Source organism: Variovorax davisae (genome assembly GCF_030316845.1).
Taxonomy (GTDB): domain Bacteria; phylum Pseudomonadota; class Gammaproteobacteria; order Burkholderiales; family Burkholderiaceae_C; genus Variovorax; species Variovorax davisae.
In genome coordinates, this window is record NZ_JASZYS010000001.1 from 206,379 (window position 1) to 229,602 (window position 23,224).

At 70.3% G+C, this 23,224-nt stretch carries 26 protein-coding genes; 9 read left to right on the forward strand and 17 right to left on the reverse strand.

Annotated features, from left to right (window positions below; translation table 11 throughout):
* The first annotated feature begins 6 nt into the window (after positions 1 to 6).
* A complete protein-coding gene (locus QTI33_RS01010; RefSeq protein ID WP_286503832.1) occupies positions 7 to 576 on the forward strand; it encodes a nucleotidyltransferase family protein in 570 nt (189 codons plus the stop codon).
* Here QTI33_RS01010 and QTI33_RS01015 read toward each other — a convergent pair.
* Entirely contained in the window at positions 573 to 1,109 is a 537-nt protein-coding gene (locus QTI33_RS01015) for a superoxide dismutase family protein (protein WP_286503833.1), read from the reverse strand. The two genes, QTI33_RS01010 and QTI33_RS01015, sit on opposite strands and share 4 nt — an antisense overlap.
* Before the next feature lie 7 nt (positions 1,110 to 1,116).
* Positions 1,117 to 1,749: a gamma-glutamylcyclotransferase gene (locus tag QTI33_RS01020; protein WP_444814804.1), complete on the reverse strand. Its 633-nt coding sequence runs from the start codon at positions 1,747 to 1,749 to the stop codon at positions 1,117 to 1,119.
* 150 nt (positions 1,750 to 1,899) lie between these two features.
* Here QTI33_RS01020 and QTI33_RS01025 point away from each other — a divergent pair, with 150 nt between their 5' ends.
* From QTI33_RS01025 to QTI33_RS01040, 4 genes are all read left to right on the forward strand, one after another.
* Positions 1,900 to 2,439 carry an OmpA family protein gene (locus tag QTI33_RS01025; RefSeq protein ID WP_286503834.1) on the forward strand — a complete coding sequence of 180 codons (540 nt, stop codon included), beginning with the start codon at positions 1,900 to 1,902 and terminating at the stop codon, positions 2,437 to 2,439.
* Positions 2,440 to 2,554: 115 nt separating this feature from the next.
* Complete coding sequence (gene edd, locus QTI33_RS01030) at positions 2,555 to 4,393, forward strand: phosphogluconate dehydratase (protein WP_286503835.1); 1,839 nt, start codon at positions 2,555 to 2,557, stop codon at positions 4,391 to 4,393.
* On the forward strand, positions 4,384 to 5,025 hold the full coding sequence (eda, locus tag QTI33_RS01035; protein ID WP_286503836.1) for a bifunctional 4-hydroxy-2-oxoglutarate aldolase/2-dehydro-3-deoxy-phosphogluconate aldolase: 642 nt from the start codon (positions 4,384 to 4,386) through the stop codon (positions 5,023 to 5,025). Before edd ends, eda begins: the two co-directional genes overlap by 10 nt.
* Positions 5,026 to 5,035: 10 nt before the next feature.
* Complete coding sequence (locus QTI33_RS01040) at positions 5,036 to 5,761, forward strand: haloacid dehalogenase type II (RefSeq protein WP_286503837.1); 726 nt, start codon at positions 5,036 to 5,038, stop codon at positions 5,759 to 5,761.
* Between the two features lie 3 nt (positions 5,762 to 5,764).
* Here the strand turns inward: QTI33_RS01040 and gloA are convergent, their stop codons facing one another.
* From gloA to QTI33_RS01095, 11 genes are all read right to left on the reverse strand, one after another.
* Entirely contained in the window at positions 5,765 to 6,175 is a 411-nt protein-coding gene (gene gloA / locus QTI33_RS01045; RefSeq protein ID WP_286503838.1) for a lactoylglutathione lyase, read from the reverse strand.
* Positions 6,176 to 6,225: 50 nt separating this feature from the next.
* The gene (locus tag QTI33_RS01050; RefSeq protein ID WP_286503839.1) at positions 6,226 to 6,912 is read right to left on the reverse strand and encodes an ABC transporter ATP-binding protein; all 687 of its coding nucleotides are present in this window, start codon (positions 6,910 to 6,912) and stop codon (positions 6,226 to 6,228) included.
* Positions 6,909 to 8,501 carry an ABC transporter permease gene (locus QTI33_RS01055; RefSeq protein WP_286503840.1) on the reverse strand — a complete coding sequence of 531 codons (1,593 nt, stop codon included), beginning with the start codon at positions 8,499 to 8,501 and terminating at the stop codon, positions 6,909 to 6,911. The genes QTI33_RS01050 and QTI33_RS01055 overlap by 4 nt, the downstream gene beginning before the upstream one ends.
* A gap of 41 nt (positions 8,502 to 8,542) precedes the next feature.
* Positions 8,543 to 9,592, reverse strand: a complete 1,050-nt coding sequence (locus tag QTI33_RS01060; protein WP_286503841.1) for an extracellular solute-binding protein — start codon at positions 9,590 to 9,592, stop codon at positions 8,543 to 8,545.
* A gap of 160 nt (positions 9,593 to 9,752) precedes the next feature.
* Positions 9,753 to 10,559: a c-type cytochrome gene (locus QTI33_RS01065; protein ID WP_286503842.1), complete on the reverse strand. Its 807-nt coding sequence runs from the start codon at positions 10,557 to 10,559 to the stop codon at positions 9,753 to 9,755.
* Positions 10,559 to 12,181, reverse strand: a complete 1,623-nt coding sequence (locus QTI33_RS01070) for a cbb3-type cytochrome c oxidase subunit I (RefSeq protein ID WP_286504525.1) — start codon at positions 12,179 to 12,181, stop codon at positions 10,559 to 10,561. Before QTI33_RS01070 ends, QTI33_RS01065 begins: the two co-directional genes overlap by 1 nt.
* Positions 12,168 to 12,734: a cupredoxin domain-containing protein gene (locus tag QTI33_RS01075; RefSeq protein ID WP_286503843.1), complete on the reverse strand. Its 567-nt coding sequence runs from the start codon at positions 12,732 to 12,734 to the stop codon at positions 12,168 to 12,170. The genes QTI33_RS01070 and QTI33_RS01075 overlap by 14 nt, the downstream gene beginning before the upstream one ends.
* Positions 12,731 to 12,895, reverse strand: coding sequence for a hypothetical protein (locus QTI33_RS01080; RefSeq protein ID WP_286503844.1), 165 nt, complete (start codon positions 12,893 to 12,895; stop codon positions 12,731 to 12,733). Before QTI33_RS01080 ends, QTI33_RS01075 begins: the two co-directional genes overlap by 4 nt.
* A gap of 11 nt (positions 12,896 to 12,906) precedes the next feature.
* Positions 12,907 to 14,199: a c-type cytochrome gene (locus QTI33_RS01085; protein WP_286503845.1), complete on the reverse strand. Its 1,293-nt coding sequence runs from the start codon at positions 14,197 to 14,199 to the stop codon at positions 12,907 to 12,909.
* Between the two features lie 5 nt (positions 14,200 to 14,204).
* A complete protein-coding gene (locus tag QTI33_RS01090) occupies positions 14,205 to 14,936 on the reverse strand; it encodes a c-type cytochrome (RefSeq protein WP_286503847.1) in 732 nt (243 codons plus the stop codon).
* 142 nt (positions 14,937 to 15,078) lie between these two features.
* Complete coding sequence (locus tag QTI33_RS01095) at positions 15,079 to 15,621, reverse strand: PaaI family thioesterase (protein WP_286503848.1); 543 nt, start codon at positions 15,619 to 15,621, stop codon at positions 15,079 to 15,081.
* Between the two features lie 54 nt (positions 15,622 to 15,675).
* On the opposite strand from QTI33_RS01095, the gene QTI33_RS01100 reads away from it, so the two are divergent.
* From QTI33_RS01100 to QTI33_RS01110, 3 genes are read left to right on the forward strand one after another with little or no spacing between them, the layout of a single operon-like run.
* Entirely contained in the window at positions 15,676 to 16,140 is a 465-nt protein-coding gene (locus QTI33_RS01100) for a MarR family winged helix-turn-helix transcriptional regulator (RefSeq protein WP_286503850.1), read from the forward strand.
* Positions 16,133 to 17,389, forward strand: coding sequence for an MFS transporter (locus tag QTI33_RS01105; protein ID WP_286503851.1), 1,257 nt, complete (start codon positions 16,133 to 16,135; stop codon positions 17,387 to 17,389). Before QTI33_RS01100 ends, QTI33_RS01105 begins: the two co-directional genes overlap by 8 nt.
* Positions 17,386 to 18,789 carry an MATE family efflux transporter gene (locus QTI33_RS01110; RefSeq protein WP_286503852.1) on the forward strand — a complete coding sequence of 468 codons (1,404 nt, stop codon included), beginning with the start codon at positions 17,386 to 17,388 and terminating at the stop codon, positions 18,787 to 18,789. Before QTI33_RS01105 ends, QTI33_RS01110 begins: the two co-directional genes overlap by 4 nt.
* Here QTI33_RS01110 and QTI33_RS01115 read toward each other — a convergent pair.
* From QTI33_RS01115 to QTI33_RS01130, 4 genes are read right to left on the reverse strand one after another with little or no spacing between them, the layout of a single operon-like run.
* Positions 18,786 to 19,538: an aldolase gene (locus QTI33_RS01115; protein ID WP_286503853.1), complete on the reverse strand. Its 753-nt coding sequence runs from the start codon at positions 19,536 to 19,538 to the stop codon at positions 18,786 to 18,788. The genes QTI33_RS01110 and QTI33_RS01115 overlap by 4 nt on opposite strands.
* 22 nt (positions 19,539 to 19,560) lie before the next feature.
* Positions 19,561 to 20,202, reverse strand: a complete 642-nt coding sequence (locus tag QTI33_RS01120; protein WP_286503854.1) for a 2-dehydro-3-deoxy-6-phosphogalactonate aldolase — start codon at positions 20,200 to 20,202, stop codon at positions 19,561 to 19,563.
* Positions 20,199 to 21,095, reverse strand: a complete 897-nt coding sequence (locus QTI33_RS01125) for a 2-dehydro-3-deoxygalactonokinase (protein WP_286503855.1) — start codon at positions 21,093 to 21,095, stop codon at positions 20,199 to 20,201. Before QTI33_RS01125 ends, QTI33_RS01120 begins: the two co-directional genes overlap by 4 nt.
* Positions 21,096 to 21,111: 16 nt before the next feature.
* On the reverse strand, positions 21,112 to 21,504 hold the full coding sequence (locus tag QTI33_RS01130) for a RidA family protein (RefSeq protein ID WP_286503856.1): 393 nt from the start codon (positions 21,502 to 21,504) through the stop codon (positions 21,112 to 21,114).
* Between the two features lie 158 nt (positions 21,505 to 21,662).
* Here QTI33_RS01130 and QTI33_RS01135 point away from each other — a divergent pair, with 158 nt between their 5' ends.
* A complete protein-coding gene (locus QTI33_RS01135) occupies positions 21,663 to 23,210 on the forward strand; it encodes an ABC transporter substrate-binding protein (protein WP_286503857.1) in 1,548 nt (515 codons plus the stop codon).
* Positions 23,211 to 23,224: the final 14 nt, after the last annotated feature.

A 23,224-nucleotide genomic window follows, 5' to 3' on the forward strand; every position in this document is an offset into this window, starting at 1 on the left:
CGGCGCATGAATCCCGCCGCCCAACCGTTCCTGCCGACCGTCATCGTGCTCGCCTCGGGCCGCGGCGAGCGCTTCCGTGCCGCCGGCGGCAGCGGCCACAAGCTGCAGGCGGCGCTGGCCGGCGCCACGGTGCTCGACCACACGCTGGCCGCGGTGCGCGCCAGCGGGCTGCCCTGGCATCTCGAGGATGCCGGCCATCCGGGCATGGGCGACTCGATCGCCGCCGCCGTGCGGGCCACCGCCGGGGCTGCGGGCTGGCTGATCCTGCCGGCCGACCTGCCGCTGGTGCAGCCCGCCACCCTGCAGGCCGTGGCGACCGCGCTGGGCGGGTCGGTGCAGGCGGCGCAGCCGCACTACCGCGGGCAGCGCGGGCATCCGGTGGGCTTCGCCCCGAGCGCCTTCCTTGCGCTTTCGCGACTGTCGGGGAACCAGGGCGCCGCCCCGGTGCTGCGCGCGCTCCGGGAGGCGCGGCAGGTGGCCGACATCGAGGTCGACGACATCGGCGCGGTGACCGACATCGATACGCCGGACGAGCTGGCGCGGGCCGAGGCGCTGCTGGGCCAGCGTCCGCTCTAGCTTCGCGCGATCACCCCGCAGGCGATGCGCGGGCCCGAATTGCCCGCCGGCTGGGTCGTGAAGTCGTCACGGTCGCGGTGCACCACCAGCGCGCGCCCGATGATGTTGTTGACCGCGCCCTCGGTCATCGAAATGGTGTGGACGTCGACGCTGAAGCGCGCCACCCCGTTGGCGTCGGCCACCAGGCTGGGCAGTTCGCCTGCGTGGCTTCCCGGGGCGGCGAACTTGCCGTGGGTCCCGCCGGCCGGATTGAAGTGGCCGCCCGAGGCATTGCCGTTGTCGCCGCAGTCGCCCTTTTCGTGGATGTGGAAGCCATGCTCGGTGCCCGGTGCGAAGCCGCGCACTTCGCCCTTCACGCGCACGCCGTGCTCGAGCGCGGTGAAGCTCACCTTGCCCAGGGTCGGGTTCGGCGTGATCGCGCCGGTCGGCGCCAGTTCGGCGGTCGCGCCGGCTTTGGGCCCGAGCGTGCCGCAGGCGGCGAGCAGGCTGGCCGCGGCCACGGCGATGGCAGGGGCGATGAGGCGAGGGCGCATGGTCGGACTACTCCTTGAATTTGTCGGTGGGTGCTGAGCCCAGAGGGTATACCGGAGGCGCCGGCTCGGCGCTGTCGGCCGGGGCCGACAGCCGCGCTTGCGCCAGCTTGACCAGGCGTGCCAGCGCGGCATCGTGGATCGCATGGCGCCGCAATTCGAGCAGGGTCTGCTCGGCATAGTCGAGCGAGCTGCCGTAGCGGCCCACCGCGTTGGCGAAGATGTGGGCATAGCGCTCGTCACTGAGTTCGCCGGTGAAGTTGGGGCTGCGCCGCGACAGCGTGAAGGCCAGCGCCCGGACCCGCGAATGCGGCGTGGCGCAGTCGAGCCAGCGCGGGTCGTAGACCCCGGTGGGCATCTCGCGCAGCCAAAGCCGGCCGAGGGTCTCCAGCCCTTCGGCGGCCGGCACCCTGAACACCATGCCGCGGCAGCTGCCGCCGGAGAGCAGCCCGAACACCAGCCCCGGGGTCTCGACCGTGCCGCGGTTGATCCGGCTCCACATCTTGAGTGCGCGGTGCCAGCCATGGACCCGGGCCGGATGCCTTTCGACGAAGCCGAAGTCGGGCCGCCAGATCAGGGAGCCGTAGCCGAACAGCCACAGGTCCTCGTGTCCGCCCCATTCGTCGATCACGCGATCGAGCATCGGCTTGGGGTCGCGCAGGGGCGTGGGCAGGGGGTCCAGGCCGGGTGGCCCGGGGTCGCCGCCGGGGGGCCGGGGGGCGACGCCTACAATTTGGCGGTCATGGTTCACCGCACCATTATTTACCGACCCCTCAACTACGGAGATCCGCCCATGTCCGCCAACAGCGACGACGAGAGCCAGCAGAATTTCATCCTCGCCTTCGTGCTGGGCCTGATCGCCCTGGTGATCTTCTTCGTGATCGCGATCGTGCTCTACACCCGCGGCCACGCGGCAGGTCCGGCGGCGGCTCCGGTGGCTGCGGCCGCACCGGCCACCACGATCGCGGTGGTCACCGAGACGGTGACGGTCGTGATTCCCGACGGCGCCAGCATCCGCGTCGTCGGCGGCGTCGTGAATTTCTATTTCGCCACCGCCAGCGCCGACCTGGCGCCGGGCGCGGCGGAGGCCCTGGCGGTCGTCATCAAGGGGGTGGAAGGCGGCCACAAGGCCGTGATTTCGGGCTTCCACGACACCACCGGCGACGCCGCCATCAACGAGGCCCTGGCGAAGAAGCGCGCCGAGACGGTGCGCGATGTGCTGACCGGCCTGGGCGTGCCGGCCGACAAGGTCGACCTGCAGAAGCCGGGGGTGACGGCCGGCAGCGGCAACAATGCCGAGGCGCGCCGGGTCGAAGTCAAGCTGCTGGACTGAAGCCGCAGCGCGCCCCTCAGAAAAAGCCCGGCCTGTCCGGGCTTTTTCATGGGGGCTTGTTACCATGCACTTCCGAGCCGCCCCACGCTGGCTCACCGGCAGAGCGACACAGCCCATGAACACCCATCCCACCGTCCGCGCTGTCACCGAGCGCATTCGGGCGCGCAGTCTCAGCCTGCGCAGCGCCTATCTTCAGGACCTGGCCGACACCCGCGGCCGCGACCGGGGCTCCGACCGGATGGGCTGCGCCAACGTGGCGCATGCCGTCGCCGGCATCCCGGCCAACGACAAGTTCAGGGTGGTGAGCGAGCGGGCGCCCAACATCGGCATCGTCACGGCCTACAACGACATGCTCTCGGCCCATGCGCCGTACCAGGGCTATCCCGACATCGTCAAGCACGAGGCCCGCCGCCTCGGAGCCACGGCGCAGGTGGCGGGCGGCGTGCCGGCCATGTGCGACGGCGTCACCCAGGGCACGCCCGGCATGGAGCTGAGCCTGTTCAGCCGCGACGTGATCGCCATGGGCACCGCGGTGGCGCTCACGCACGACATGTTCGATGCCGCGCTGCTGCTCGGCGTGTGCGACAAGATCGTGCCGGGCCTCTTGATCGGCGCCCTGCATTTCGGCCACCTGCCGACGGTCTTCGTGCCGGCCGGGCCGATGCCTTCGGGCCTGTCGAACACGGCCAAGTCCAAGGTGCGGGAGCAGGCGGCGCAGGGGCTGGTGGGCCGCCAGGGCCTGCTCGACGCCGAGATGCAGGCCTACCACGCGCAAGGCACCTGCACCTTCTACGGCACCGCCAACAGCAACCAGATGCTGCTCGAGGCCATGGGCCTGCATGTGCCGGGCTCGGCCTTCATCCAGCCCGGCGACACGATGCGCGAGGCGCTCACGCGCGAAGCGGTGCGCACGGTGCTGGGCCGGGCCTCGGACACGGCCTTCGCGGTGCCGCCGATCGGCGAGCTGGTGGACGAGCGCGTGATCGTCAACGCGATGGCGGCGTTGCTGGCCACCGGCGGCTCGACCAACCACCTGATCCACTGGGTAGCGGTGGCGCGTGCCGCCGGCATCCTGATCGACTGGAACGACTTCGCCGAGCTGTCGGAGGTGGTGCCGCTGCTCACGCGGGTCTATCCCAACGGCAGCGCCGACGTCAACGGCTTCCAGGAAGCGGGCGGCCCCGGCTTCGTGATCGGTGAACTGCTCGACGCCGGCCTGATGCATGCCGACGTGCTCAGCGTGCGCGCCGGCGGCATCCGCGAGTTCGCCGGCATCCCGGTGCTGGCCGGCTCTGCTTCGGACGAGCGGCCGCTCAGCTGGAAGTCGGCCGCGCCGTCGAAGGACGACACCATTGCCCGCCCGGTCTCGGCGCCGTTCAGCGCCACCGGCGGGCTCAAGCTGCTGCAGGGCAACCTGGGGCGCAGCGTGATCAAGATCTCGTCGGTGCCCGGCGACCGCCACGTGATCGAGGCGCCGGCCCGGGTCTTCGATTCCCAGGCCGCGCTGCAGCAGGCCTTCACGGCCGGCGAGCTCGAACGCGACGTGGTGTGCGTGGTGCGCTGGCAGGGCCCGCAGGCCAACGGCATGCCCGAGCTGCACAAGCTCACGCCGCCGCTGTCGGTGCTGCAGGGCAAGGGCTTTCGGGTGGCGCTGGTGACCGACGGCCGCATGAGCGGCGCCTCGGGCAAGGTGCCAGCGGCCATCCATGTCTCGCCCGAGGCCGCGGCCGGCGGGCCGCTGGCCAAGGTGCGCGACGGCGACCTGATTCGGCTCGACGGCGTGGCGGGCACGCTCACGGTGCTGCTGCCCGAGGACGAGTGGGCGGCGCGAGAAATTCTGAAGATGCCCGACCAGGCACGCGCCGCCAACGGCCGCGGCCTGGGCCGCGACCTGTTCGCCGGCATGCGGCGCAATGCATTGACTGCTGAAGAAGGAGCCTGCTCATGGCTGTGAACGACAAGATTTCCGCGCTCGACGTGATGCGCGACGCCCCGGTGATTCCGGTCATCGTGCTGCACGACGTCAAGGACGCCGTGCCGCTGGCGCGTGCGCTGGTGGCCGGCGGCATCCGGATGCTCGAAGTGACCTTGCGCACGCGCGAGGCGCTCGAATGCATCGAGCTGATCTCCAAGGAGGTGCCCGAGGCCGTGGCCGGCGCCGGCACCATCCGCAGCGCGGCCGATGCGCAGGCCTCGGCGCTGGCCGGCGCGCGCTTCGGCGTCAGCCCGGGCTACACGCGGGCGGTCGGCAAGGCCTGCCACGACCTCGGCCTGCCGCTCTTGCCCGGCGTCGCGACCGGCAGCGAGATCATGATGGCCCAGGAAGACGGCCTGACCGAGCTCAAGTTCTTCCCGGCCGTGCAGGCCGGCGGCCTGGCGATGCTGAAGGCCTGGCAAGGCCCGTTCGGCGACGTCAAGTTCTGCCCCACCGGCGGCGTCCATGCGGGCAACGCGCACGAGTTCCTCGCGCTCGCCAACGTGGCCTGCGTGGGTGGGTCGTGGATCGTGCCGACCGACGCCATCGCCGCCGGCGACTGGGGCCGCATCGAGGCGCTGGCGCGCGAGGCCTGCCAGTTGGCGCGTTGAAGGTGGGGCGATGGGGGAGGTCGTGGACGGCAGCGAACTGAAGGTCATCGCCTTCGATGTCTTCGGCACCGTGGTCGACTGGTATTCCGGCATTGCGGCGGAGGCCGGGCGCCTGCTGCCCGGTGTCGACGGCGGCGCCTTCGCGCTGGCCTGGCGCGCCGGCTACCAGCCGGCGATGAAGGGCGTGATGGAGCGCCTGGCGGCCGGCGAGGGCGGCTTCACCTTGCTCGACGAACTGCACATGGGCATCCTCGGCCGCGTGCTGCAGGACTTCGGCCTGGCCGACCTCGACGCCGACACCAAGCGCGAACTCAACCGGGCCTGGCACCGGCTGCCGGCTTGGCCCGATGCGGTCGAGGGGCTGGCCCGGCTCAAGCGCAGGTACACGATCTGCACGCTCTCCAACGGCAACATCGGCCTGCTGACCGAAATGGCCAAGCGCGCCGGGCTGCCCTGGGACTGCGTGCTGTCGGCCGAGGTGTTCAAGGCCTACAAGCCCGACCCGCGCACCTACCTGGGCGTGGCGGCGGTGTTCGACGTCACGCCGGGGCAGGTGATGCTGGCGGCAGCACATCACGACGACCTGGCCGCAGCGCGGGCCTGCGGACTGCGCACCGGCTACATCGAGCGGCCCCAGGAGTTCGGCCCCGGACGGCCCAAGGATGTCTCGCCGCAGCCCGACAACACGCTGCATGCGCGGGACATCGGGGCGTTGGCGGATTTGCTGGGTTGTTGAGCCTCAGCGCAAGCCGCCCCCGGCCGCGCCTTCCGCCCGCTGGATCAGCTCGATCTTGTACCCATCCGGATCCGTCACGAACGCGATCACCGTCGAGCCGCCCTTCACCGGCCCGGCCTCGCGCGTGACGTTGCCGCCGGCCGCCTTGATCTTCTCGCAGGCCGCGTAGGCATCGGGCACGCCGAGCGCGATGTGGCCGTAGGCGGTGCCCATCTCGTAGCTGTCGGTGCCCCAGTTGTAGGTCAGCTCGATCTCGGCCTGGGCCGGGTTGCCCTCGTAGCCGACGAAGGCCAAGCTGTACTTGTACTCGGGGTTCTCCGACGTGCGCAGCAGCTGCATGCCCAGCACCTGGGTGTAGAAGTCGATCGAGCGCTGCAGGTTGCCGACGCGCAGCATGGTGTGGAGGAGTCGCATATCGTGGTCGTCTGGTTGTTGCTGCGACATTGTCGCGCCACTGCCTGTCGCTAGTCTTGCGCGGGGGTGTCCCAGGCGCTCAGCCGCCCCTCGTGCATCACGCCGATGCGATCGGCCATGGCGCGCGCCTCGGCTTCGTTGTGGGTCACCAGCACCGCGGTCTGGCCGGCGGCCTTGAGGATCTCGCGCACCTCGGTGGTCAGCCGCTCGCGGGTGGCGCCGTCGAGGTTCGAGAACGGCTCGTCGAGCAGCAGCAGCGCGGGCTCGGGCGCCAGCGCACGGGCCAGCGCGATGCGTTGCTGCTGGCCGCCCGAGAGCTGGTGGGGATGGCGCTGGCCGGCGTCCGGCAGGCCGACCAGCGCCAGCATCGCTGCCACGCGCCGCTGCTGCTTGGCGCGGGGCAGGCGGCGCAGCCCGAAGGCCACGTTGTGCGCCGCGTCCAGGTGCGGAAACAGTGCGTACTCCTGGAACATCATGCCGACGCGGCGCCGCTCGGGCGGCAGCTGGACCTCGGGCGAGGACAAGGTGACGCCGCCCAGCCGGATACGGCCGGCGCGCACCGGCTCGAAGCCGGCGATCGCCCGCAGCACCGTGGACTTGCCGCAGCCCGAAGGGCCGAGCAGGCAGCCGATGTCGCCGGCGTCGAGCGCCAGCGAGAAGTCCTCGACCACCGTGTGCAGCCCGGCTGCGCCGTCGTAGCCGAGGTGCAGACCGTCGATGGACAACGTTGCGCTCATGCGATGGGCTCCGACAATCCATGGCGCGCCAGCAGCACCACCGGCAGCAGCCCGGCGACCACGATCGCCAGCGCGGCGATCGCGCCTTCCTCGTAGGTGCCGCGCGCCGCCTCCGCGTAAAGCCAGGTGGCGAGCGTGTCGAAGTTGGCCGGCCGCAGCAGCAGGGTGGCGGGCAGCTCCTTCATGGCGTCGACGAACACCAGCAGCGCGCTGGCCGCGATCGCCGGCCGCAGCAGCGGCAGGTGGACGCGGCGCAAAGTGCCGCCGGTGTTTTCGCCGAGCAGGCGGGCGGCCTGCTCGAGCGCCGGCGGGATGCGCGCGAGGCCGGCCTCGATGCCGCCCACCGGCATCGCCAGGAAGCGGATCGCGCAGGCCACCACCAGCACCACGCCGGCGCCCATCAGCGGCAGGCCCGGGTGGCCGATCAGCCCGGCCAGCGCGGCGTCGGCGGCCAGCGCCGGGGTCAGCAGGCCGATCGCCAGCACGGTGCCCGGCACCGCGTAGCCCAGGGTGGCGGCCCGGCCCTGCCAGCGGGCGCCGTTGTGCGCCGAGCCTTGGGCCCGGACCGCCCAGGCGACCACCAGTCCGGCGGCCACCGCCACCGCGGTGACGCCGGCCGCGACGCCGAGCGTGTTGACCAGGCTGTCGATCAGCCCGCGCGAAATTCCGCTGCCCTGGCGCAGCCGCTTCACCGCTTCCCAGACCAGGTGGAGCGCCGGCGCCGCGAAGCCGAGCAGCACCGGCAGGGCCGCGGCGGCGCTGGCCAGCCAGGCCGCTGCACCGTGCAGGCGCCGCGGCTGGATGGCGCGCATGCGCTGGGCCGAGCCGAAGCGCTGGTGGCGCCGGCCGTGGCGCTCCAGCAGCACCAGCGCGACCACGAGCAGCAGCATCGCCGACGCGATCTGGGCCGCGCCGGCCAGGTCGGAGCGCGTGATCCAGGTGGTGTAGACCGCGACCGTGAGCGTGCGGATGCCGAGGAATTCGGAGGCGCCGATGTCGTTGAGGGTCTCCAGCAGCGCGAGGCTCAGGCCGACGGCGAGCGCCGGTCGGGCCAGCGGCAGCGCGACCCGGAAGAAGGCGCCGGCGCGGCTCTCGCCGAGCGAGCGCGCCGCCTCCATCAGGTGGGCCGGCTGGGTCATGAACATGGCGCGCGCGGTCATGTAGACATAGGGGTAGAGCACGAAGCCGAGCACGAGGATGGCGCCCGGCATCGAACGCAGGTCGGGCAGGCGAAACTGGCGCGGGCTGTCGAAGCCGAGCAGCCACCGCAGCGCGCCCTGCACCGGACCGAGCGGATGCAGCAGGTCGAGGTAGGCGAAGGCCACGATGTAGGTCGGCATCGCCAGCGGCAGCAGCAGGGCCCAGTGCAGCACGCCGCGGCCAGGGAAGTCGCAGCTGCTCACCAGCCAGGCGCAGCCGGTGCCGATCACCAGCACCAGCAGGCCGACGCCGGCCAGCAGCACGGCGGTGTCGAGCGCCGCCTGCGGCAGCACGTCGCGCACCAGCCCGGCCCAGTGGCCGAGCCCCGAGCCGAAGGCCAGCCACAGCAGGCTCAGCACCGGCGCCAGCACGCCGAGTGCGATCGCCATCGAAGCGGTCCGCCAGACCGGGCCGACCGGCCGCAACCGCGTCACTGGTCGAACGCGACCTTGTCGACCAGCGCGCTGGCCTGCTTGCGGTATTTGGCGATCTCGGCGACCGGCAGCGGATCGACCTTGAGCTCGCCGATGCTGCTGGCGATGATCGGATCGAGCGCGACGCCCTGGCGGACCGGGAATTCGTAGTTGGCTTCGGCGTAGAGCACCTGCGCCGGCGGCGACACCAGGAACTCGATCAGCTTGACCGCATTGGCGCGCTGGGGCGCGTTCTTCGCGACCGCGGCGCCGCTGATGTTGACGTGCGTGCCGCCGCCCTGGGCGAAGGTGGGCTTGACCACCTTGATCGCATCGCCCCATTTGCGGGCGTCCGTGCCTTCCTTGGCGCCCTTGAGCTGGCCGACGTAGTAGGAGTTGGCCAGGCCGACATCGCAGATGCCGCCGAGGATGTCGCGCGCCACGTCGCGGTCGCCGCCGGTGGCCTTGCGGCCCAGGTTGGCCTTGACGCCGCGCAGCCACTGCTCGGCCTTGGCTTCGCCGTCGTGGGCGATCATGGCCGACACCAGCGCCACGTTGTACGGATGCTGGCCCGAGCGGATGCAGACCTTGCCCTTGTACTTCGGGTTGGCGAGGTCCTCGTAGCGGAAGGCGGCCAGCGGCAGGCTCTTGTCGGCATACAGCACCCGGGCCCGCAGCGACAGCGCGAACCACTGGCCGTCGCTGCCCCGCAGGTTCGGCGGAATCGCGGTCTCGAGCGCGGCCGATCGCACCGGCTGCGTGACGCCGCCATCGACCAGGTCGACCAGGTTGCCGATGTCCACCGTCATCAGCACGTCGGCCGGCGAGCGCGCGCCTTCGGCCTTGACCCGTTCGAGCAGGCCGTCCTTCACGAAGACGGTGTTGACCTTGATGTCGTTCTGGGCACTGAAGGCCGCCAGCAGCGGCTGGACCAGGCCGGGCTCGCGCGTGGTGTAGAGCGTGACCTCGCCGGCCGCATGCGCCGGCACGGCGCTGGCCAGCAGGGTGAGGGCTGTCGCGCCGAGCGCGAGGGCCGCGCGGGCAGGCGCGCGAGGGCGTGCGGTCATGGGGCTTCTCCAGGGGACGGTGACGAAGGGCGCGGGCGCAGGGTTTGCGCGCGCCAATGCGAATAATTATCACTGTCGACTTTCGGACGCCCGGCCGATTCACCCACGAATTCGAAGTGTTCTCCGCGACGCCGGCGCGGGACCCGCCAGGGTCGGCCGGTCATTCGGTCCGGGGACCGGCCTTGCGTGCATAGAACGCCGAGACGTCCTCGATCTCCGCGTCCGTCATCGTGCGGGCCACGTTGCGCATCTGCGCCTCGGAATCGTTGCCGCGCTCACCCGACCGGAAGGCCTTGAGCTGCAGCACGAGATAGCCCTTGGGCATGCCCTCGAGCCACGGCGCGCCGAACTTCTGGTCGATGCCGCCATGGCAGGAGACGCAGGGCGCGATGTTGCGCAGCGGTGCGCCGACCCGCACCAGTGCGGGCAGCGCCTCGTCATAGGTCGTCGGCGCGGTTCGTGCCTTCGGCAGATAGGCGTAGTAGGCCGCCAGGTCGGCGATGTCCGTGTCCGACAGGTTCCTGGACAGCGCCACCATGATGGGGCTGCCGCGCTTGCCGCTGCGGTAGTCCATCAGCTGCTTGATGATCACTTCCGGGTATTGGCCGGAGAGGTTGGGCGCATCGGAGCTGCTCATGCCCTGGGCGCCGTGGCACATGGTGCAGTTGAGCGCCAGCGTCGCGCCGCGGCCGACCGCCTGCTGCGAGCCCTCCTTGCCCATCGATCGATCCAGCACGACATCGGTGGCGGTCGCGGCCTGCCGGGGCGCCGAGCCGAAGGACCAGTCGGCCGGCACCCCGGCCGCCCGGCAGATGCTCGCCCACATCCCCTTGGCGCTGAAGTCGCCGTGCACCGAAGGCAGCAGCACGAAGCCCGCCGCGAAGGCGCCCACGGTGAGGACGATGAGCCAGATGACGCTCTTGCGGACCCAGGGGTTGCGCCAGCCGGGCATGCCGTTCACCTTCATCACCGGCTCCCGATCGGTATCACCGGCACGGAGGCTTCCTTCAGCGAAGCCAGCTGCACGATCGGGTAGCCGTAGTTGACGATCGTGAGGCCGATCATCATCGCGACCCAGAGCCCGAAGCCGTTCAGTGCGACCGGCGTGTGCGCAGTCGGATGCGCCGCGCGGCTGAAGGTGAAGGGCGCCACCACCGTGCCTTCCTTCTTTCGCGCAGTGGCCAGCGTGTAGACCAGCAGGATGCCGGACGCGAGCAGGATGAAGCCGCCGATCGCCGACACGGTGACGGTCCAGGCCTGCGGCTGGATCTCGGGATGCGTGTAGTCGTAGTAGGCCATGCGCCGCGGCATCCCGAGCAGGCCGACCAGGTGCCATGGCATCGACAGCACCATCATGCCGACGAACCACAGCCAGATCTGCCACTTGATGAGCGCGGCCGACAGCGGCGCGCAGCCCGTGAGCTGCGGCCACAGCTCGTAGGCGACCATGAAGTACATCAGCACGATCGCGCCGGCGAAGATCAGGTGGAAATGGCCCGTCACCCACTGCGTGTTGTGGATGGTCTCGTTGAGCTGGTAGCTCATGTTGATGAGGCCGCCGGCGCCGCCGAAGCCGAGCATGATGAAGGAGAAGGTCACCGCCAGCATCATCGGGTTGTCCCACGGCAGCGTCCTGAGCCAGCCGAACATCCCCTTGCCGCCGCGCAGCCTGCCGGCGATCTCGACCGAGGCCACGATGGTGAACACCGTCAGCAATGTCGGCACCGACACCATCGCGGTCATCACCGCATGCACGAACTTGAAGCCCGCGCCCACCTGCGGGTCGGCGAAGAGGTGGTGGATGCCGATCGGCATCGAGAACACGAGGAAGAGCACGAAGGCCACCCGACCCATGGTGTCGCTGTATAGCCTGCCGCCGATGGCGCGCGGCACGATGGTGTAGAACGCGATGTAAGAGGGCATCAGCCAGAAGTACACGATGGCATGCAGCGTCCACGAGAAGAAGACGCGTGCGAGGCCGGCGTTGATCGTGTCGGTGAGTCCCAGCGAAGCCGGCAGGATCAGCACCAGGACCTCGATCGCAGCGCCGAGCGAGGTCCACGCCCACAGGTACGCACCGGCGACGTTGCCGAACATCGCCAGCGGAACGGGCTCGCCCGGGTTCTGCTTCTTCCAGGCGCGCAGGTTGATGGCCATGAGCGCGACCCAGATCCACGAGCCCACGACCACCAGCACCACGCCCAGGTAGTAGAACGGGCTCGCGAGCATCGGGGGGTAGAAGGTGTAGAGCACCGACGCCTTGCCCAGCGCCATCGTCACGGCCGCCACCGCCGTGCCGACCACGACGAGCCAGAAGCCCGCCCAGGCCCAGCGCAGGCCGATCAGCGGCTTCTTCAGCGCCAGCTCGGAGATGGCGTAGCCGAAGCCCATCGCGACCAGCGTCGGCAGCACGTAGGCCATGACCGTGCCGTGGCCGGTGACCGAGCGGTAGTAGTGCTCGGGGTTGTTGATCCAGGTCGACAGCGGGCTGCGGACGTACATCTGCCACGCGCCCAGAACCAGCGCGCCCAGGAAGGCGACGAAGGCCACCCAGAAGTGGGCCAGGACGAGTCTTCTAGCGTGGAACACAGCTGAGCCTTTCACCCGGCCGGGCCTTGGCCATGAATTCGTCCTGCGGCAGCACCTGCACGCGGGCCCACATGGCCTCGTGCCCGGTGCCGCAGTATTCGTGACAGGGCATCAACTGTTCGCCGGTGCGGCGAAACGATGTCGTGAAGGTCGCCACGAAGCCCGGCACGACCATCGTGTTGGCGTTGGTGCGGCCGATGATGAATCCGTGGATGGCGTCCGTCGCCGTGGCGCGGAAGGTCACGGGCGCATCGGCCGGCACCACGATGCATTGCGGCTCGAACGAATACTGCTGGGCGATGAGCCGCACGACCACCCGGCCGTCGGCCTCGATGGCCGTGCCGAGGTTGCTCTCGATGAACTCGCCGCGCAGGTGGAGCGTCTTCACGTCCACCGTCTCCACGCGCGATGGCGGCATGGTCGCCCAGTGCAGGCCGGTGACGACCATCATCAGGATCAGCACCGCGATGATGGCGCCGACGATCCAGGTCCAGCGCCGCTCGGCCGCGGCCGCGATCGCTTCCGACTCGTGCGAGGGCAGGGTCGCACTCATTGGACGGCACCGCGCGGCAGGTAGACCGCGAAATAGAAGATGAAGTAGATCGCCACGACGATGGCCGTCGCGATGCCCGCCACCGCGAACGCCCCCGTGGGCCCTCGGCGCACGATGTCGTCGACGCGGCGGTCTTCCTCTTGCTCATCGATGGGGGACATGGCGGGCTTCCTCATTCGGGCAGCAACTTGCGCAGTTCGCTGATCTGGGATGCGTCGACCGGCGTGCCGCTGTTGTCCCATGCCACGCGGATGTAGGTCACGACGGCGGCCGCCTGGTCATCGTCGAGGATGTGGCTGAAGGGCGGCATGCCGTGCGGGCGCGGGTTCTTGCGGGTCCCGGGCGCGTAGCCGCCGTTGAGCACCATGCGGATCGAGTTGACCGGCGAGGCCATCGTGATGGACTGGTTGCCCGCCAGCGGCGGGAACGACGGCGGATGCCCCTTGCCCTCTTCGCCATGGCACATCGCGCACTGCGTGCCGTAGATCTTGCGGCCCGTCTCCATCACGCTGGGGCTCACGAGCCGGGCCTGGCTGGTCGGCGGCGGCTCGGAGTCGCGCTGGGGCAGGGCCTTGAGGTAGACCGCCATCGCCTTGACGTCCTCGTCGCTGAGGTACTGCAGGCTGTTGTAGACCACCTCCGCCATCGGGCCGTAGGTGGTGCCGCGGTGCGAGACGCCGACCTGCAGCAGATCGGCGATTTCCTGGATCTCCCAGTTGCCGAGGCCCGCTTCGCGGTTGGAGGTGAGCGATGGCGCATACCAGTTCTGGTTCGGGATCATGCCCCCTTCGAAGGCCTTCGATTCGCTCGACCCGCCCAGCGCATTGATGGCCGTGTGGCACATCGCGCAATGGCCGAGCCCCTGGACGAGGTAGGCGCCACGGTTCCATTCGGCGTTCTGCTTCGGGTCCGGGACGAACTCGCCTTCCTTGAAGTAGAGCGTTCGCCATCCGATCAGGAGTTCCCGCTTGTTGAAGGGGAACTTGAGTTCATGCGGCCGGTTCTGCTGGCGCACCGGCGTGACGGACATCAGGTAGGCAAAGATGGCGTCGCTGTCCGCGCGCGTGACCTTGGTGTACGAGGCGAACGGCATGGCCGGATACAGCAGCGTGCCGTCCTTGGAGACGCCCGTGTGCATCATCCGGTAGAAGTCGTCGGGGGTCCAGCGGCCGATGCCGGTCTCGTCGTCCGGCGTGATGTTGGGCACGAAGAGGGCGCCGAAGGGCGTCGGCATCGCCCGTCCGCCCGCGAACGGCTTGCCGGTGGCCTCCGTGTGGCAGGCCACGCAGTCGCCGGCTCGCGCCAGGTATTCGCCGCGGGTGATGACTTCGGTGGTCGCATCCTTCGGGGCCGTGCTGGCCCGACCCTGATCGGGCAACGCGGCGGGCCGCAGCCACCACAAGACCGCGGCGCCCGCCACCGCCAGCACCGCGAACGCGAGGAGGATCTTGAAGGCCAGTTTCATGAGCGTCACTTCTGGCTGCCGCATGCCAGGGGCATGCGAACCACATTGGCCGGTTCCGGCGACGGGTCCCTGGGCGCCGCCTGCTGTGACAGCCAGGCCGCGACGGCATTCATGTCCGCGTCGCTGAGGCGCGTGGCCACCCGCTTCATGCAGTCGGGTTCGGCCGCGTGGCGCTCGCCGACGCGCCAGCGCGTGAGCTGGGCCACGACATAGGTCGGCCGCAGGCCGACCAGGCCGGGAATCCCCGGCTCCATCCCGGTCAGTCCGACGCCGTGGCAGGCGACGCAGGCGGGAATGCCCTTGCCGGCATCGCCGGCCGCCACCAGCGCGCCGCCCCTGCGCATGGTTTCCATGTCCGCCTTCATCGCTTCAGCGGGCCCGAACGGCGGGCGCTGGCTCGCGAAGTGCTGGGCGATCTCCTTCAGGTAGGCGTCCGGCAGGTAGGCGACGAGGTAGTTCATCGGCGCGTAGTGCCGCGTGCCGTCGCGAAACGCCACCAGCTGGTTGTACAGATAGCCCGCGGGCTTGCCGGCGATGCGGGGGAAGTAGCCGTTGTTGGTGCCCTGGCCGCTCTGGCCGTGGCAGGTCACGCAGCCCTGGACGCGGGCCTCCATGGAATCGACTTCCCGGAACGAGGGAATCGCCTCCGACTGGGCGAGCGCGGGGAGGCTGGCGCTGCCCCAGGCGATCGCCACGGTGGCGCAGGCCGCCGGCCAGTGAAGGCATCGGGGCTTCATCGTGGCTTCCTTTCGTATTCCACGGCAGCTCGGGCCGTACCGCTCAATGGCAGGGAGACGCGGAATGGATCGTAGCGACGGCCACCGTGCCTTGCAACAATTCATTCGAGCCCGGAATGGCGCCCTCCGGCCGGGAGCCGGTTCAGCGGTTCGGCATCTCGAACACCAGGCAGGTGGTGGTGGCGTGGGCGTAGAGCGTGCCGTCGGCGCCGACCAGGCGGGCTTCGGCGGTGGCCAGTTGGCGGCCGCAATGCAGCACCTTGCCCTCGGCGCGCACGCGCTGCACCTTGGGCGACAGCGCCTTGACCAGGTTCACGCCGAGTTCGGCGGTGGTGTAGCCGCGGCCGGCCGGCATCATGGTGTGGACCGCGCAGCCCAGCGCCGAGTCGAGCAGGGTGGCGAACCAGCCGCCGTGGATGGTGCCGAGCGGGTTCAGGTGCTCGGCCAGCGGCCGGCCCTGGAACACCGCGCGCCCCGGCCCGACCTCGATCAGCTGGAAGGACAGTGTCTTGGCGATCGCGGCGTAGGGGATCTCGGCCCGCAGCATGGCCTCCATCATCTCGAGCCCGGTCTTGCCGGCGATCTGCTCCGGACGCGCCACGCCGGGGCCAGGCCCCGCGTTCAGGCGTTCGGAAATCGCGTCTTCCTCGGTGATCCAGGCTGCCAGTCGATCGGTCGTTGTCATTCAAAATCTCCTTTTACAGTTGCATATGCAATGATTGTAGCTACAATCATCCGCATGACTGCCATCGCCAAACCCCAGGGTTGCACCAATTTCCGGCTCCGGCACCTGGCGCGCCAGGTCTCGCGCCACTACGACGCCGAGGTCGCCCACAGCGGCCTGAAGACCTCGCAGTACTCGCTGCTGTCGCACGTGATGCACCTCGGTCCGATCCGGCCGGGCGACCTGGCCAAGGCGATGGGGGTCGACGCCTCGACGCTGACCCGCAACCTGAAGCCGATGGTGGCGGCCGGCTGGCTCACGCAGGGCGAGGGGCCCGATGCGCGCAGCCGGCTGGTCGAGATCACCGAGGACGGCCGCCGCAAGCGCGCCGAGGCGCAGCGCCACTGGCGCACCGCGCAGGAAAAGCTCAACGCGCTGCTCGGCATCGACCGGGTGCTGGCGCTGCATGCCCTGGTCGACGAAAGCATCGCGCTGCTGAGCGGCCTGGACGAAACGACCGAGGGAGATCGCGATGAATGACCAGACCACCGCAGGCCCGGCGCCCGTCGCGCGCTACGCCGTCTGGCTGGTGCTGCTGGCCGCGGCCGGCACCTTCGCCCTGACCATGGGGGTGCGCCAGACGATGGGGCTCTTCCTGTCGTCGCTGAACACCGCCACCGGCCTGGGCATCGGCAGCATCAGCCTCGCCTTCGCCTTCGGCCAGCTCTGGTGGGGCCTCACCCAGCCTTTCGCCGGCGCGGTGGCCGACCGCATCGGCACCGGCCGCGTGATCTTCATCGGCGTGCTGCTGGTGGCGGTCGGCACCTTCCTCACGCCGCTGATGACCACCACCGGCGGGCTGATCTTCGCGATCGGCGTGCTGGCCGCGGGCGGCGCGGGCATGGCCGGTCCCTCGGTGCTGATGGCCGCAACCACGCGCCTGGTGCCGGCCCACAAGCGCGGCCTCGCGACCGGCGTGGTGAACGCGGGCGGCTCCTTCGGCCAGTTCGCGATGGCGCCGATCGCGATCGGCCTGATGGCGACCGTCGGCTGGGCCAGCGCGATGCAGTGGCTGGCGATCCTGATCCTGCTGGCGCTGCCCGCGGTGTGGGTGCTCAAGGGCAATTCACAGCTACTGGCGGCGCAATCGGCGGCCGCCAGCGGCAGCAAGCCCCTGACCGCGCGCCAGGCCATCGGCCAGGCGCTGTCGACGCCGAGCTACCGCTACCTGAGCCTGGGCTTCATGGTCTGCGGCTTCCACGTCGCCTTCCTGGCCACCCACCTGCCGGGCGTGGTCGCGGCCTGCGGCCTGCCGCCCGAGATCGGCGGCTGGGCGCTCGGCATGATCGGCCTGTTCAACATCGTCGGCAGCCTGGCGATGGGCTGGGCCGTCGGCCGCTGGCGCATGAAGTCGCTGCTGGCGCTGCTCTATGCGGTGCGCGGCCTGGCGGTGCTGGCGTTCCTGCTGGCGCCCAAGACGCCGGCCGTGATGCTGGTCTTCGCGGCCGTGATGGGCGTCACCTTCCTGTCGACCGTGCCGCCGACCGCGGGCCTGGTCGCCAAGATGTTCGGCCCGGCCAACATGGCGATGCTGTTCGGCATCGTGATGCTGGCGCACCAGGTCGGCGGCTTCCTCGGCGCCTTCCTCGGCGGCTACGTGTTCCAGGCCACCGGCAGCTACGACATCGTGTGGTACATCGACATCGCGCTGGCGGCCGGCGCGGCGCTGGTCAACCTGCCGATCCGCGAAGCGCGGCCGGTGGGGGTGGCGAAGACGGCGGCGGCATGACGGCGCTCGATCCGCGCACCCGGCGCCTGCTCGAGGCGCCAATCGTGCCGACGCTGCTGAAGCTGGCCGCGCCCAACGTGGTGGTGATGGTTGCGCAGGCTTCGGTCGGGTTGATCGAGACCTTCTTCGTCGGCAAGCTCGGCACGGACGCGCTGGCCGGCATGGCGCTGGTGTTCCCGATCGTGATGCTGATGCAGATGACTTCGGCCGGCGCGATGGGCGGCGGCATCGCCTCGGCGATCGCGCGCGCGCTCGGCGCCCGGCGGCGCGAGGATGCCGATGCGCTGGTGCTGCATGCGATCGCGATCGCGGTCGGCTTCGGGCTGCTGTTCATGATCGCGATGCTGTTCGGCGGCCGTTGGCTGTTCACGCTGATGGGCGGCACCGGCGCCTCGCTCGAGGCGGCCCTGGTCTATTCGCACGTGGCCTTCGCGGGCGCGGTGCTGGTGTGGCTGTTCAACTCGCTGGCGGCGGTGGTGCGCGGCACCGGCAACATGGCGGTGCCGGCCAACGTGACGGTGGCCGGCGTGGTGCTGCTCGTGCCGCTGTCGCCGCTGCTGGTCTTCGGCTGGGGCCCGGTGCCCGGGCTGGGCATCGCCGGCGGGGCGGTGGCGCTGCTGCTGTACTACCTGGGCGGCACGCTGGCGCTGTGGGCCTACCTGCGCTCCGGGCGCAGCCTGCTGCGGCCTTCATGGGCCGGCATGCGACTGCGCTGGCCGCTGTTTCGCGACATCCTGCGCGTCGGCCTGGTCGCGGCCGTGTCGACCGTGGCGACCAACCTGTCGATCGGCATTGCGACCGCGCTGACCGGCCATTTCGGACCCGGCGCGATCGCCGGCTACGGCACGGCCTCGCGGCTCGAGTACCTGCTGGTGCCGCTGGTGTTCGGCCTCGGCGCCCCGCTGGTGGCGATGGTCGGCACCTGCATCGGCGCCGGCCAGCGCGAGCGGGCCCTGCGCGCCACCTGGGCCGGCGCGGCGATCGCCTTCGTGCTCTCGGGCGCCATCGGGCTCGCGGCGGCCCTGTTCCCGCGCCCCTGGCTGCTGCTGTTCGGAAACGACCCCGCGATGCTCGAGGCCGGCGCCCAGTACCTGCGCGCGGTCGGCCCGTTCTATGGCTTCTTCGGCGTCGGGCTGGTGCTGTACTTCGCGTCGCAGGGAGCGGGCCGGCTGCTGTGGCCGGTGCTCGGCAACCTGGCGCGGCTGCTGGTCGCCGGCCTCGGTGGCTGGCTGGCGCTGCGCTGGGGCGGCGACCTGGTGCATGTCTTCGCGGTGCAGGGCGCCGCGCTGGTGGTCTATGGCGTGGTCATCGCCTCGGCCATCGCGGGCGGCGCCTGGTTCGGCCGGGTCGGCTGGCCGCGCACCACCCGCGGGTTGATGCGCCGGATCCAGACCTCTTAACGACCGCCCTGCGCGGGGCGCGGCGTCGGCAGCAGGCGCCGAAGGGCCTCGAAGAACAGGTCGGACTGCTCGCGCTCGCCCTGGATCTGGGCCGCGACCTGCGCCGCCAGCACCGGATCGACCGGCACCAGCGGCCGGCCGGTGGACTGCGCGATCACCTGGTGCAGGCAGGCGCGTTCGAGGTAGTACAGGTCGTCGTAGGCATGGGCGATGCGCGCGCCCGCCACCACCACGCCGTGGTTGGCGAGGAAGGCCACGTCCTTGCCGGCCATCGCGCGGGCGATCCGCTCGCCCTCGCGGTCGTCGAGCGCCAGGCCGTTGTAGTCGGCATCGACCGCGATCCGGTCCATGAAGCGCATCGCGTTCTGGCTCAGGGTCGGATCGAGCGCGCGATCGACGGTCAGCGTCAGAGCGGTCGCATACGGCATGTGGCAATGCAGCACCACCGCATGGCCCGTGAGCCGATGCACCGCGCCGTGGATGAAGAGGGCGGTCGGCTCGACCCGGTGCCGGCCGGCGAGCACCTCGCCGTGGACGTCGATCAGCACGATGTCGTCGGCGCCGATCTCGCTCCAGTGCAGGCCGCGCGGGTTGATCAGGTAGCGGTCGCCGGCGCCTGGCAGCATGACGCTGAAATGGTTGCACACGCCTTCGGACAGGCCGTGGTGCGCGGCGGCGCGCAAGGCCAGCGCGAGGTCCTGGCGCAGGGTGCGCACGGCGGGGCTGGCGTAGTCGGAGTCTGCGGTCATGGCGGCGTGGCGTTGGAGAATGTCAGGCGCGCTGCGTGCGGTTGAACGCGGCGACGAAGCGCAGGGCATCCTCGTGCACCGCGGCGGCACTCTTGCCCGGCTTGTAGAGCGCCGAACCGATGCCGAAGCCGGCCGAGCCCGCGGCGCGCCAGGCGTCCATGTTGTCGGGTGTGATGCCGCCGACCGGCATCAGCGGCGTGTCCCTGGGTAGCACGGCGAGCAGGGCCTTGACCACCGCCGGCGAGGCCAGTTCGGCCGGGAACAGCTTGAGCCCGGTGGCGCCCGCGGCCAGGGCGCCGAAGGCCTCGGTCGGGGTCATCACGCCGGGCAGGCTCACCAGGCCCAGGCGCACGGCCTCGGCGATCACCTCGGCGTTGAAGTTCGGCGCCACGATCAGTTCGCCGCCCGCGCCCTGCACCGCGCGCACCTGCTGCGGGTCGAGCACCGTCCCGGCGCCGACCAGCGCCTGCGGGAAGCGCTGGCGCAAGAGGGCGATGCTCTCGAGCGGCTGCGGCGAATTGAGCGGCACCTCGAGCAGGCGGAAGCCGGCGTCGACGATCGCGTCGCCCACCGCGGGCGCTTCGGCCGGCGTGAGCCCGCGCAGGATCGCCACCAGCGGCAGGGCCTGCATGGCGGCGGAGAATTTGGCGAGCGGAATGGTCATGGCTTTCGGTGGCTGGTGGTGTGGAGGGCGTGCAGGCCGGCCCAGGTGGCCTCGGCGCCGAGCGTGCGGGCCTGGGTGCCCGAGGCCTGCAGCGCCAGCAGATAGCGCTGGGTGAGCGCGGGGCTGCCGATCAGCACCACGTCGACCGCGGCATGGACCGACTGGGTGCGCAGCTCTTCGCCGATCAGGATGCCCGACAGGTAGCTCGCGAGCTCGCGCGTCGGCATGCGGTCGAACAGCGCCAGGGTGCGCGCGCCGAAGGCGTTGTGCAGCAGCCCCTGGCCATTGTCGGACTGGGTCACGCCTTGCAGAAAGGCGGCCTCGTCGAGCGGCGCCGAGGTGTCGAGCGTGCGCGCCAGGATCGAATGCTGGCTCAGCAGCGCATACAGCTCGCCGGTCATGAAGGTGCGAAAGCCCGTCACCATGCCGTTCTTGACGCGGGCCCATTTGTTGTGCGTGCCGGGCAGCACGAACAGGCCGTCGCGCAACCCCGTCAGGGCCATGGCGCCGAAGATCTGGACCTCCTCGCCGCGCATCACGTCGGGCACGCCGTCGTGGCTGTCGCTGAGGCCCGGCACGATCGAGATCCGCCCGGGCTCGATCTCGAGCACCTTGGCGCGCACCTCGGACAGGCCCGCGGGGCAGGGGCAGTAGGGTGCCTCGACCCAGCCCTGCTTGCTGCCGGCCATGCCCGAGATCAGGCAGCGGGTGCCCTGCGGGCGCATCCAGCCGCCGAACAGGGTCTCGAAGACCTCGGTGAAGCCGCCGGGCTTGACGCTCAGGATGCCGCGCGGATGGCTTTGCTCCTCGCGCACGCGGCCGTCGGCATCGAGCAGCGCGCCGCGCAGCGAGCTGGTGCCCCAGTCGACGGCCACCAGGGGATGGGAAGTCATCGGCGCGGGCTCCGGTTCAGCCGCGCGGCTTGTAGGCCGTGACGTCGATCTCGACCTTGGCGTCGATCATCAGCCGCGCCTCGACGGTCGAACGCGCGGGTCGGTGTTCGCCCAGGCATTCCATGTAGACCCGGTTGAAGCTGCCGAAGTCGCGGGCGTCGTCGAGCCAGACGCTGACCTTGGCGACGTCGGCCAGCGTGCAATCGGCCAGCGCCAGGGCCTGCTCGATGCGCTTAAAGACCTGGCGCGTCTGGGCCTCGATGCCGCCGGTGATGACCTGGCCCTGGTCGTCGGTGGGCACCTGGCCGGAGACGAAGACGAAGTCGCCGGCGCGGGTGGCGGGCGACAGCGGACGGGCCTGGCGATCGGAGGCGATCGGCGACTGGCCGAGCATTTCAACTTTGGACATAGCGGTGAGATGTGTAATGAAATTACAGAAAAGATACGGGTAAACCCCTGTTTGACGCGCAATTCACGGAGAAATACGATCGCCGATGTAATGTTATTACTCACGGAGCCGCGATGCAATCTTCCGCCAACACTGTAGCCACATCTGGTTTTCTCCGGTTGAAGCCAACGCGTGGATCGCCATGGCGCCATCTCGCGGGCGCGCTCGCCGCCTGCGTCGCGCTCGGCGTCGGGGCCGCCGAACTGCCCAAGGGCGGGGCCGCCAACCTCGCCATGGTCGGCGAGCCGCAGGGCCTGGACCCGATGGTCAGCACCGCCGACCTGGTCGGCACCATCATGCAGCACGTCTACGAGCCGCTCTACACCTTCGACGCCAACTGGAACGTGGCGCCGATGCTGGCCGAGGGCCTGCCGGTGGTCTCGAAGGACGGCCTGAACTACAGCTTCACGATCCGCAAGGGCGTCAAGCTGCACAACGGGCGCGAGCTCAACGCCGACGACGTGGTGGCCTCGCTGCAGCGCTGGATGGAACTGTCGCCGCGCGGCAAGTCGGTCGCCAAGGAGGTCGAATCGCTGAGCGCCAAGGGCCCGCTCGGCGTCGAGCTGAAGCTCAAGAACCCGTATGCGCCGCTCTTGGCCCAGCTCGCGCTGCCGAGCGGCATGGCCGCCATCATGGCCAAGGAGAGCATCGCGCCGCAGCTCAAGGACTTCGTCGGCACCGGCCCCTACAAGTTCAAGGAACGCCGGCCCGACCAGTTCACGGTGCTGACCCGCTTCGACGGCTACAGCGCGCGCAAGGAAGCACCGAGCGGCTATGCCGGTCGCCGCGAAGCCGTGCTCGAGGAACTTCGCTTCGTGCCGGTGCCGAACGCCAACACCCGCGTCGAAGGCTCGCTGTCGGGCCAGTTCCAGTACGCCGACCTGCTGCCGGTCGAGGCCATCGGCCGGATCGAGAAGGGCGCGCCGGCGGTGGTGCCGATCGTCACCAAGAACTTCGGCTTCCCCTACATCGTGTTCAACACCAAGGAGGGCGTGCTGACCTCGCAGCCGCTGCGCCGCGCCGTGCAGACCGCGGTCGGGCAGGGGGAGCTGATGGCGGCCGGGTTCGGCGACAACCGCTTCTTCGTGGTCGAGCCGAACTTCTTCCCCAAGGGCACGCCGTACTACGCGGCGGCCGGCAGCAACGTCTACAACACGCGCAATCCGCAGGCCGCCAAGGAGGCCGCGGCCAAGGCCGGCTACAACGGCCAGCCGATCCGCATCATGGCCAGCCGCCAGTACGAGTTCCACTACAACATGGCGCTGGTGATGTCCGAGCAGCTCAAGAAGGCCGGCTTCAAGACCGACCTGCAGGTGGTCGACTGGGCCACGCTGGTGCAGCGGCGCAACGACCCGAAGCTGTGGGATGTGTACTTCACGCATTCGGGCCTGTTCCCGGAACCGATGCTGTCGCCGCCGCAACTCGGCGACGACGCGCCGGGCTGGTGGGATTCGGCGGCCAAGAAGTCCAGCCTCAAGGCCTTCAACCAGGAAACCGACGGTGCCAAGCGCGGCGCCTTGTGGGGCACGGTGCAGCAGACGGTGTATGACGAAGTGCCGTTCATCGAAGTCGGCAAGTTCAACGGGCTGTCGGCGCGCTCGGCCAAGCTCGAGGGCTACACGCCTGCCATCTGGCCGTTCTTCTGGAACACCGGCCTGGCCAAGTAGGCCGGAACGGACAC

What these genes read in the sequence shown, in the direction of transcription:
- QTI33_RS01050 (WP_286503839.1), bottom strand. Translation starts at nt 6,912, where the DNA reads ATGAGCGCAACGTTGTCCATCGACGGTCTGCACCTCGGCTACGACGGC.
- QTI33_RS01010 (WP_286503832.1), top strand. Translation starts at nt 7, where the DNA reads ATGAATCCCGCCGCCCAACCGTTCCTGCCGACCGTCATCGTGCTCGCC.
- QTI33_RS01060 (WP_286503841.1), bottom strand. Translation starts at nt 9,592, where the DNA reads ATGACCGCACGCCCTCGCGCGCCTGCCCGCGCGGCCCTCGCGCTCGGC.
- QTI33_RS01085 (WP_286503845.1), bottom strand. Translation starts at nt 14,199, where the DNA reads ATGAAACTGGCCTTCAAGATCCTCCTCGCGTTCGCGGTGCTGGCGGTG.
- QTI33_RS01075 (WP_286503843.1), bottom strand. Translation starts at nt 12,734, where the DNA reads ATGAGTGCGACCCTGCCCTCGCACGAGTCGGAAGCGATCGCGGCCGCG.
- QTI33_RS01040 (WP_286503837.1), top strand. Translation starts at nt 5,036, where the DNA reads ATGGGGGAGGTCGTGGACGGCAGCGAACTGAAGGTCATCGCCTTCGAT.
- QTI33_RS01095 (WP_286503848.1), bottom strand. Translation starts at nt 15,621, where the DNA reads ATGACAACGACCGATCGACTGGCAGCCTGGATCACCGAGGAAGACGCG.
- gloA (WP_286503838.1), bottom strand. Translation starts at nt 6,175, where the DNA reads ATGCGACTCCTCCACACCATGCTGCGCGTCGGCAACCTGCAGCGCTCG.
- QTI33_RS01065 (WP_286503842.1), bottom strand. Translation starts at nt 10,559, where the DNA reads ATGAAGGTGAACGGCATGCCCGGCTGGCGCAACCCCTGGGTCCGCAAG.
- QTI33_RS01080 (WP_286503844.1), bottom strand. Translation starts at nt 12,895, where the DNA reads ATGTCCCCCATCGATGAGCAAGAGGAAGACCGCCGCGTCGACGACATC.
- QTI33_RS01120 (WP_286503854.1), bottom strand. Translation starts at nt 20,202, where the DNA reads ATGACCATTCCGCTCGCCAAATTCTCCGCCGCCATGCAGGCCCTGCCG.
- QTI33_RS01025 (WP_286503834.1), top strand. Translation starts at nt 1,900, where the DNA reads ATGTCCGCCAACAGCGACGACGAGAGCCAGCAGAATTTCATCCTCGCC.
- QTI33_RS01015 (WP_286503833.1), bottom strand. Translation starts at nt 1,109, where the DNA reads ATGCGCCCTCGCCTCATCGCCCCTGCCATCGCCGTGGCCGCGGCCAGC.
- QTI33_RS01090 (WP_286503847.1), bottom strand. Translation starts at nt 14,936, where the DNA reads ATGAAGCCCCGATGCCTTCACTGGCCGGCGGCCTGCGCCACCGTGGCG.
- QTI33_RS01020 (WP_444814804.1), bottom strand. Translation starts at nt 1,749, where the DNA reads ATGCTCGATCGCGTGATCGACGAATGGGGCGGACACGAGGACCTGTGG.
- QTI33_RS01110 (WP_286503852.1), top strand. Translation starts at nt 17,386, where the DNA reads ATGACGGCGCTCGATCCGCGCACCCGGCGCCTGCTCGAGGCGCCAATC.
- QTI33_RS01055 (WP_286503840.1), bottom strand. Translation starts at nt 8,501, where the DNA reads ATGGCGATCGCACTCGGCGTGCTGGCGCCGGTGCTGAGCCTGCTGTGG.
- QTI33_RS01130 (WP_286503856.1), bottom strand. Translation starts at nt 21,504, where the DNA reads ATGTCCAAAGTTGAAATGCTCGGCCAGTCGCCGATCGCCTCCGATCGC.
- QTI33_RS01105 (WP_286503851.1), top strand. Translation starts at nt 16,133, where the DNA reads ATGAATGACCAGACCACCGCAGGCCCGGCGCCCGTCGCGCGCTACGCC.
- eda (WP_286503836.1), top strand. Translation starts at nt 4,384, where the DNA reads ATGGCTGTGAACGACAAGATTTCCGCGCTCGACGTGATGCGCGACGCC.
- QTI33_RS01125 (WP_286503855.1), bottom strand. Translation starts at nt 21,095, where the DNA reads ATGACTTCCCATCCCCTGGTGGCCGTCGACTGGGGCACCAGCTCGCTG.
- QTI33_RS01100 (WP_286503850.1), top strand. Translation starts at nt 15,676, where the DNA reads ATGACTGCCATCGCCAAACCCCAGGGTTGCACCAATTTCCGGCTCCGG.
- QTI33_RS01115 (WP_286503853.1), bottom strand. Translation starts at nt 19,538, where the DNA reads ATGACCGCAGACTCCGACTACGCCAGCCCCGCCGTGCGCACCCTGCGC.
- edd (WP_286503835.1), top strand. Translation starts at nt 2,555, where the DNA reads ATGAACACCCATCCCACCGTCCGCGCTGTCACCGAGCGCATTCGGGCG.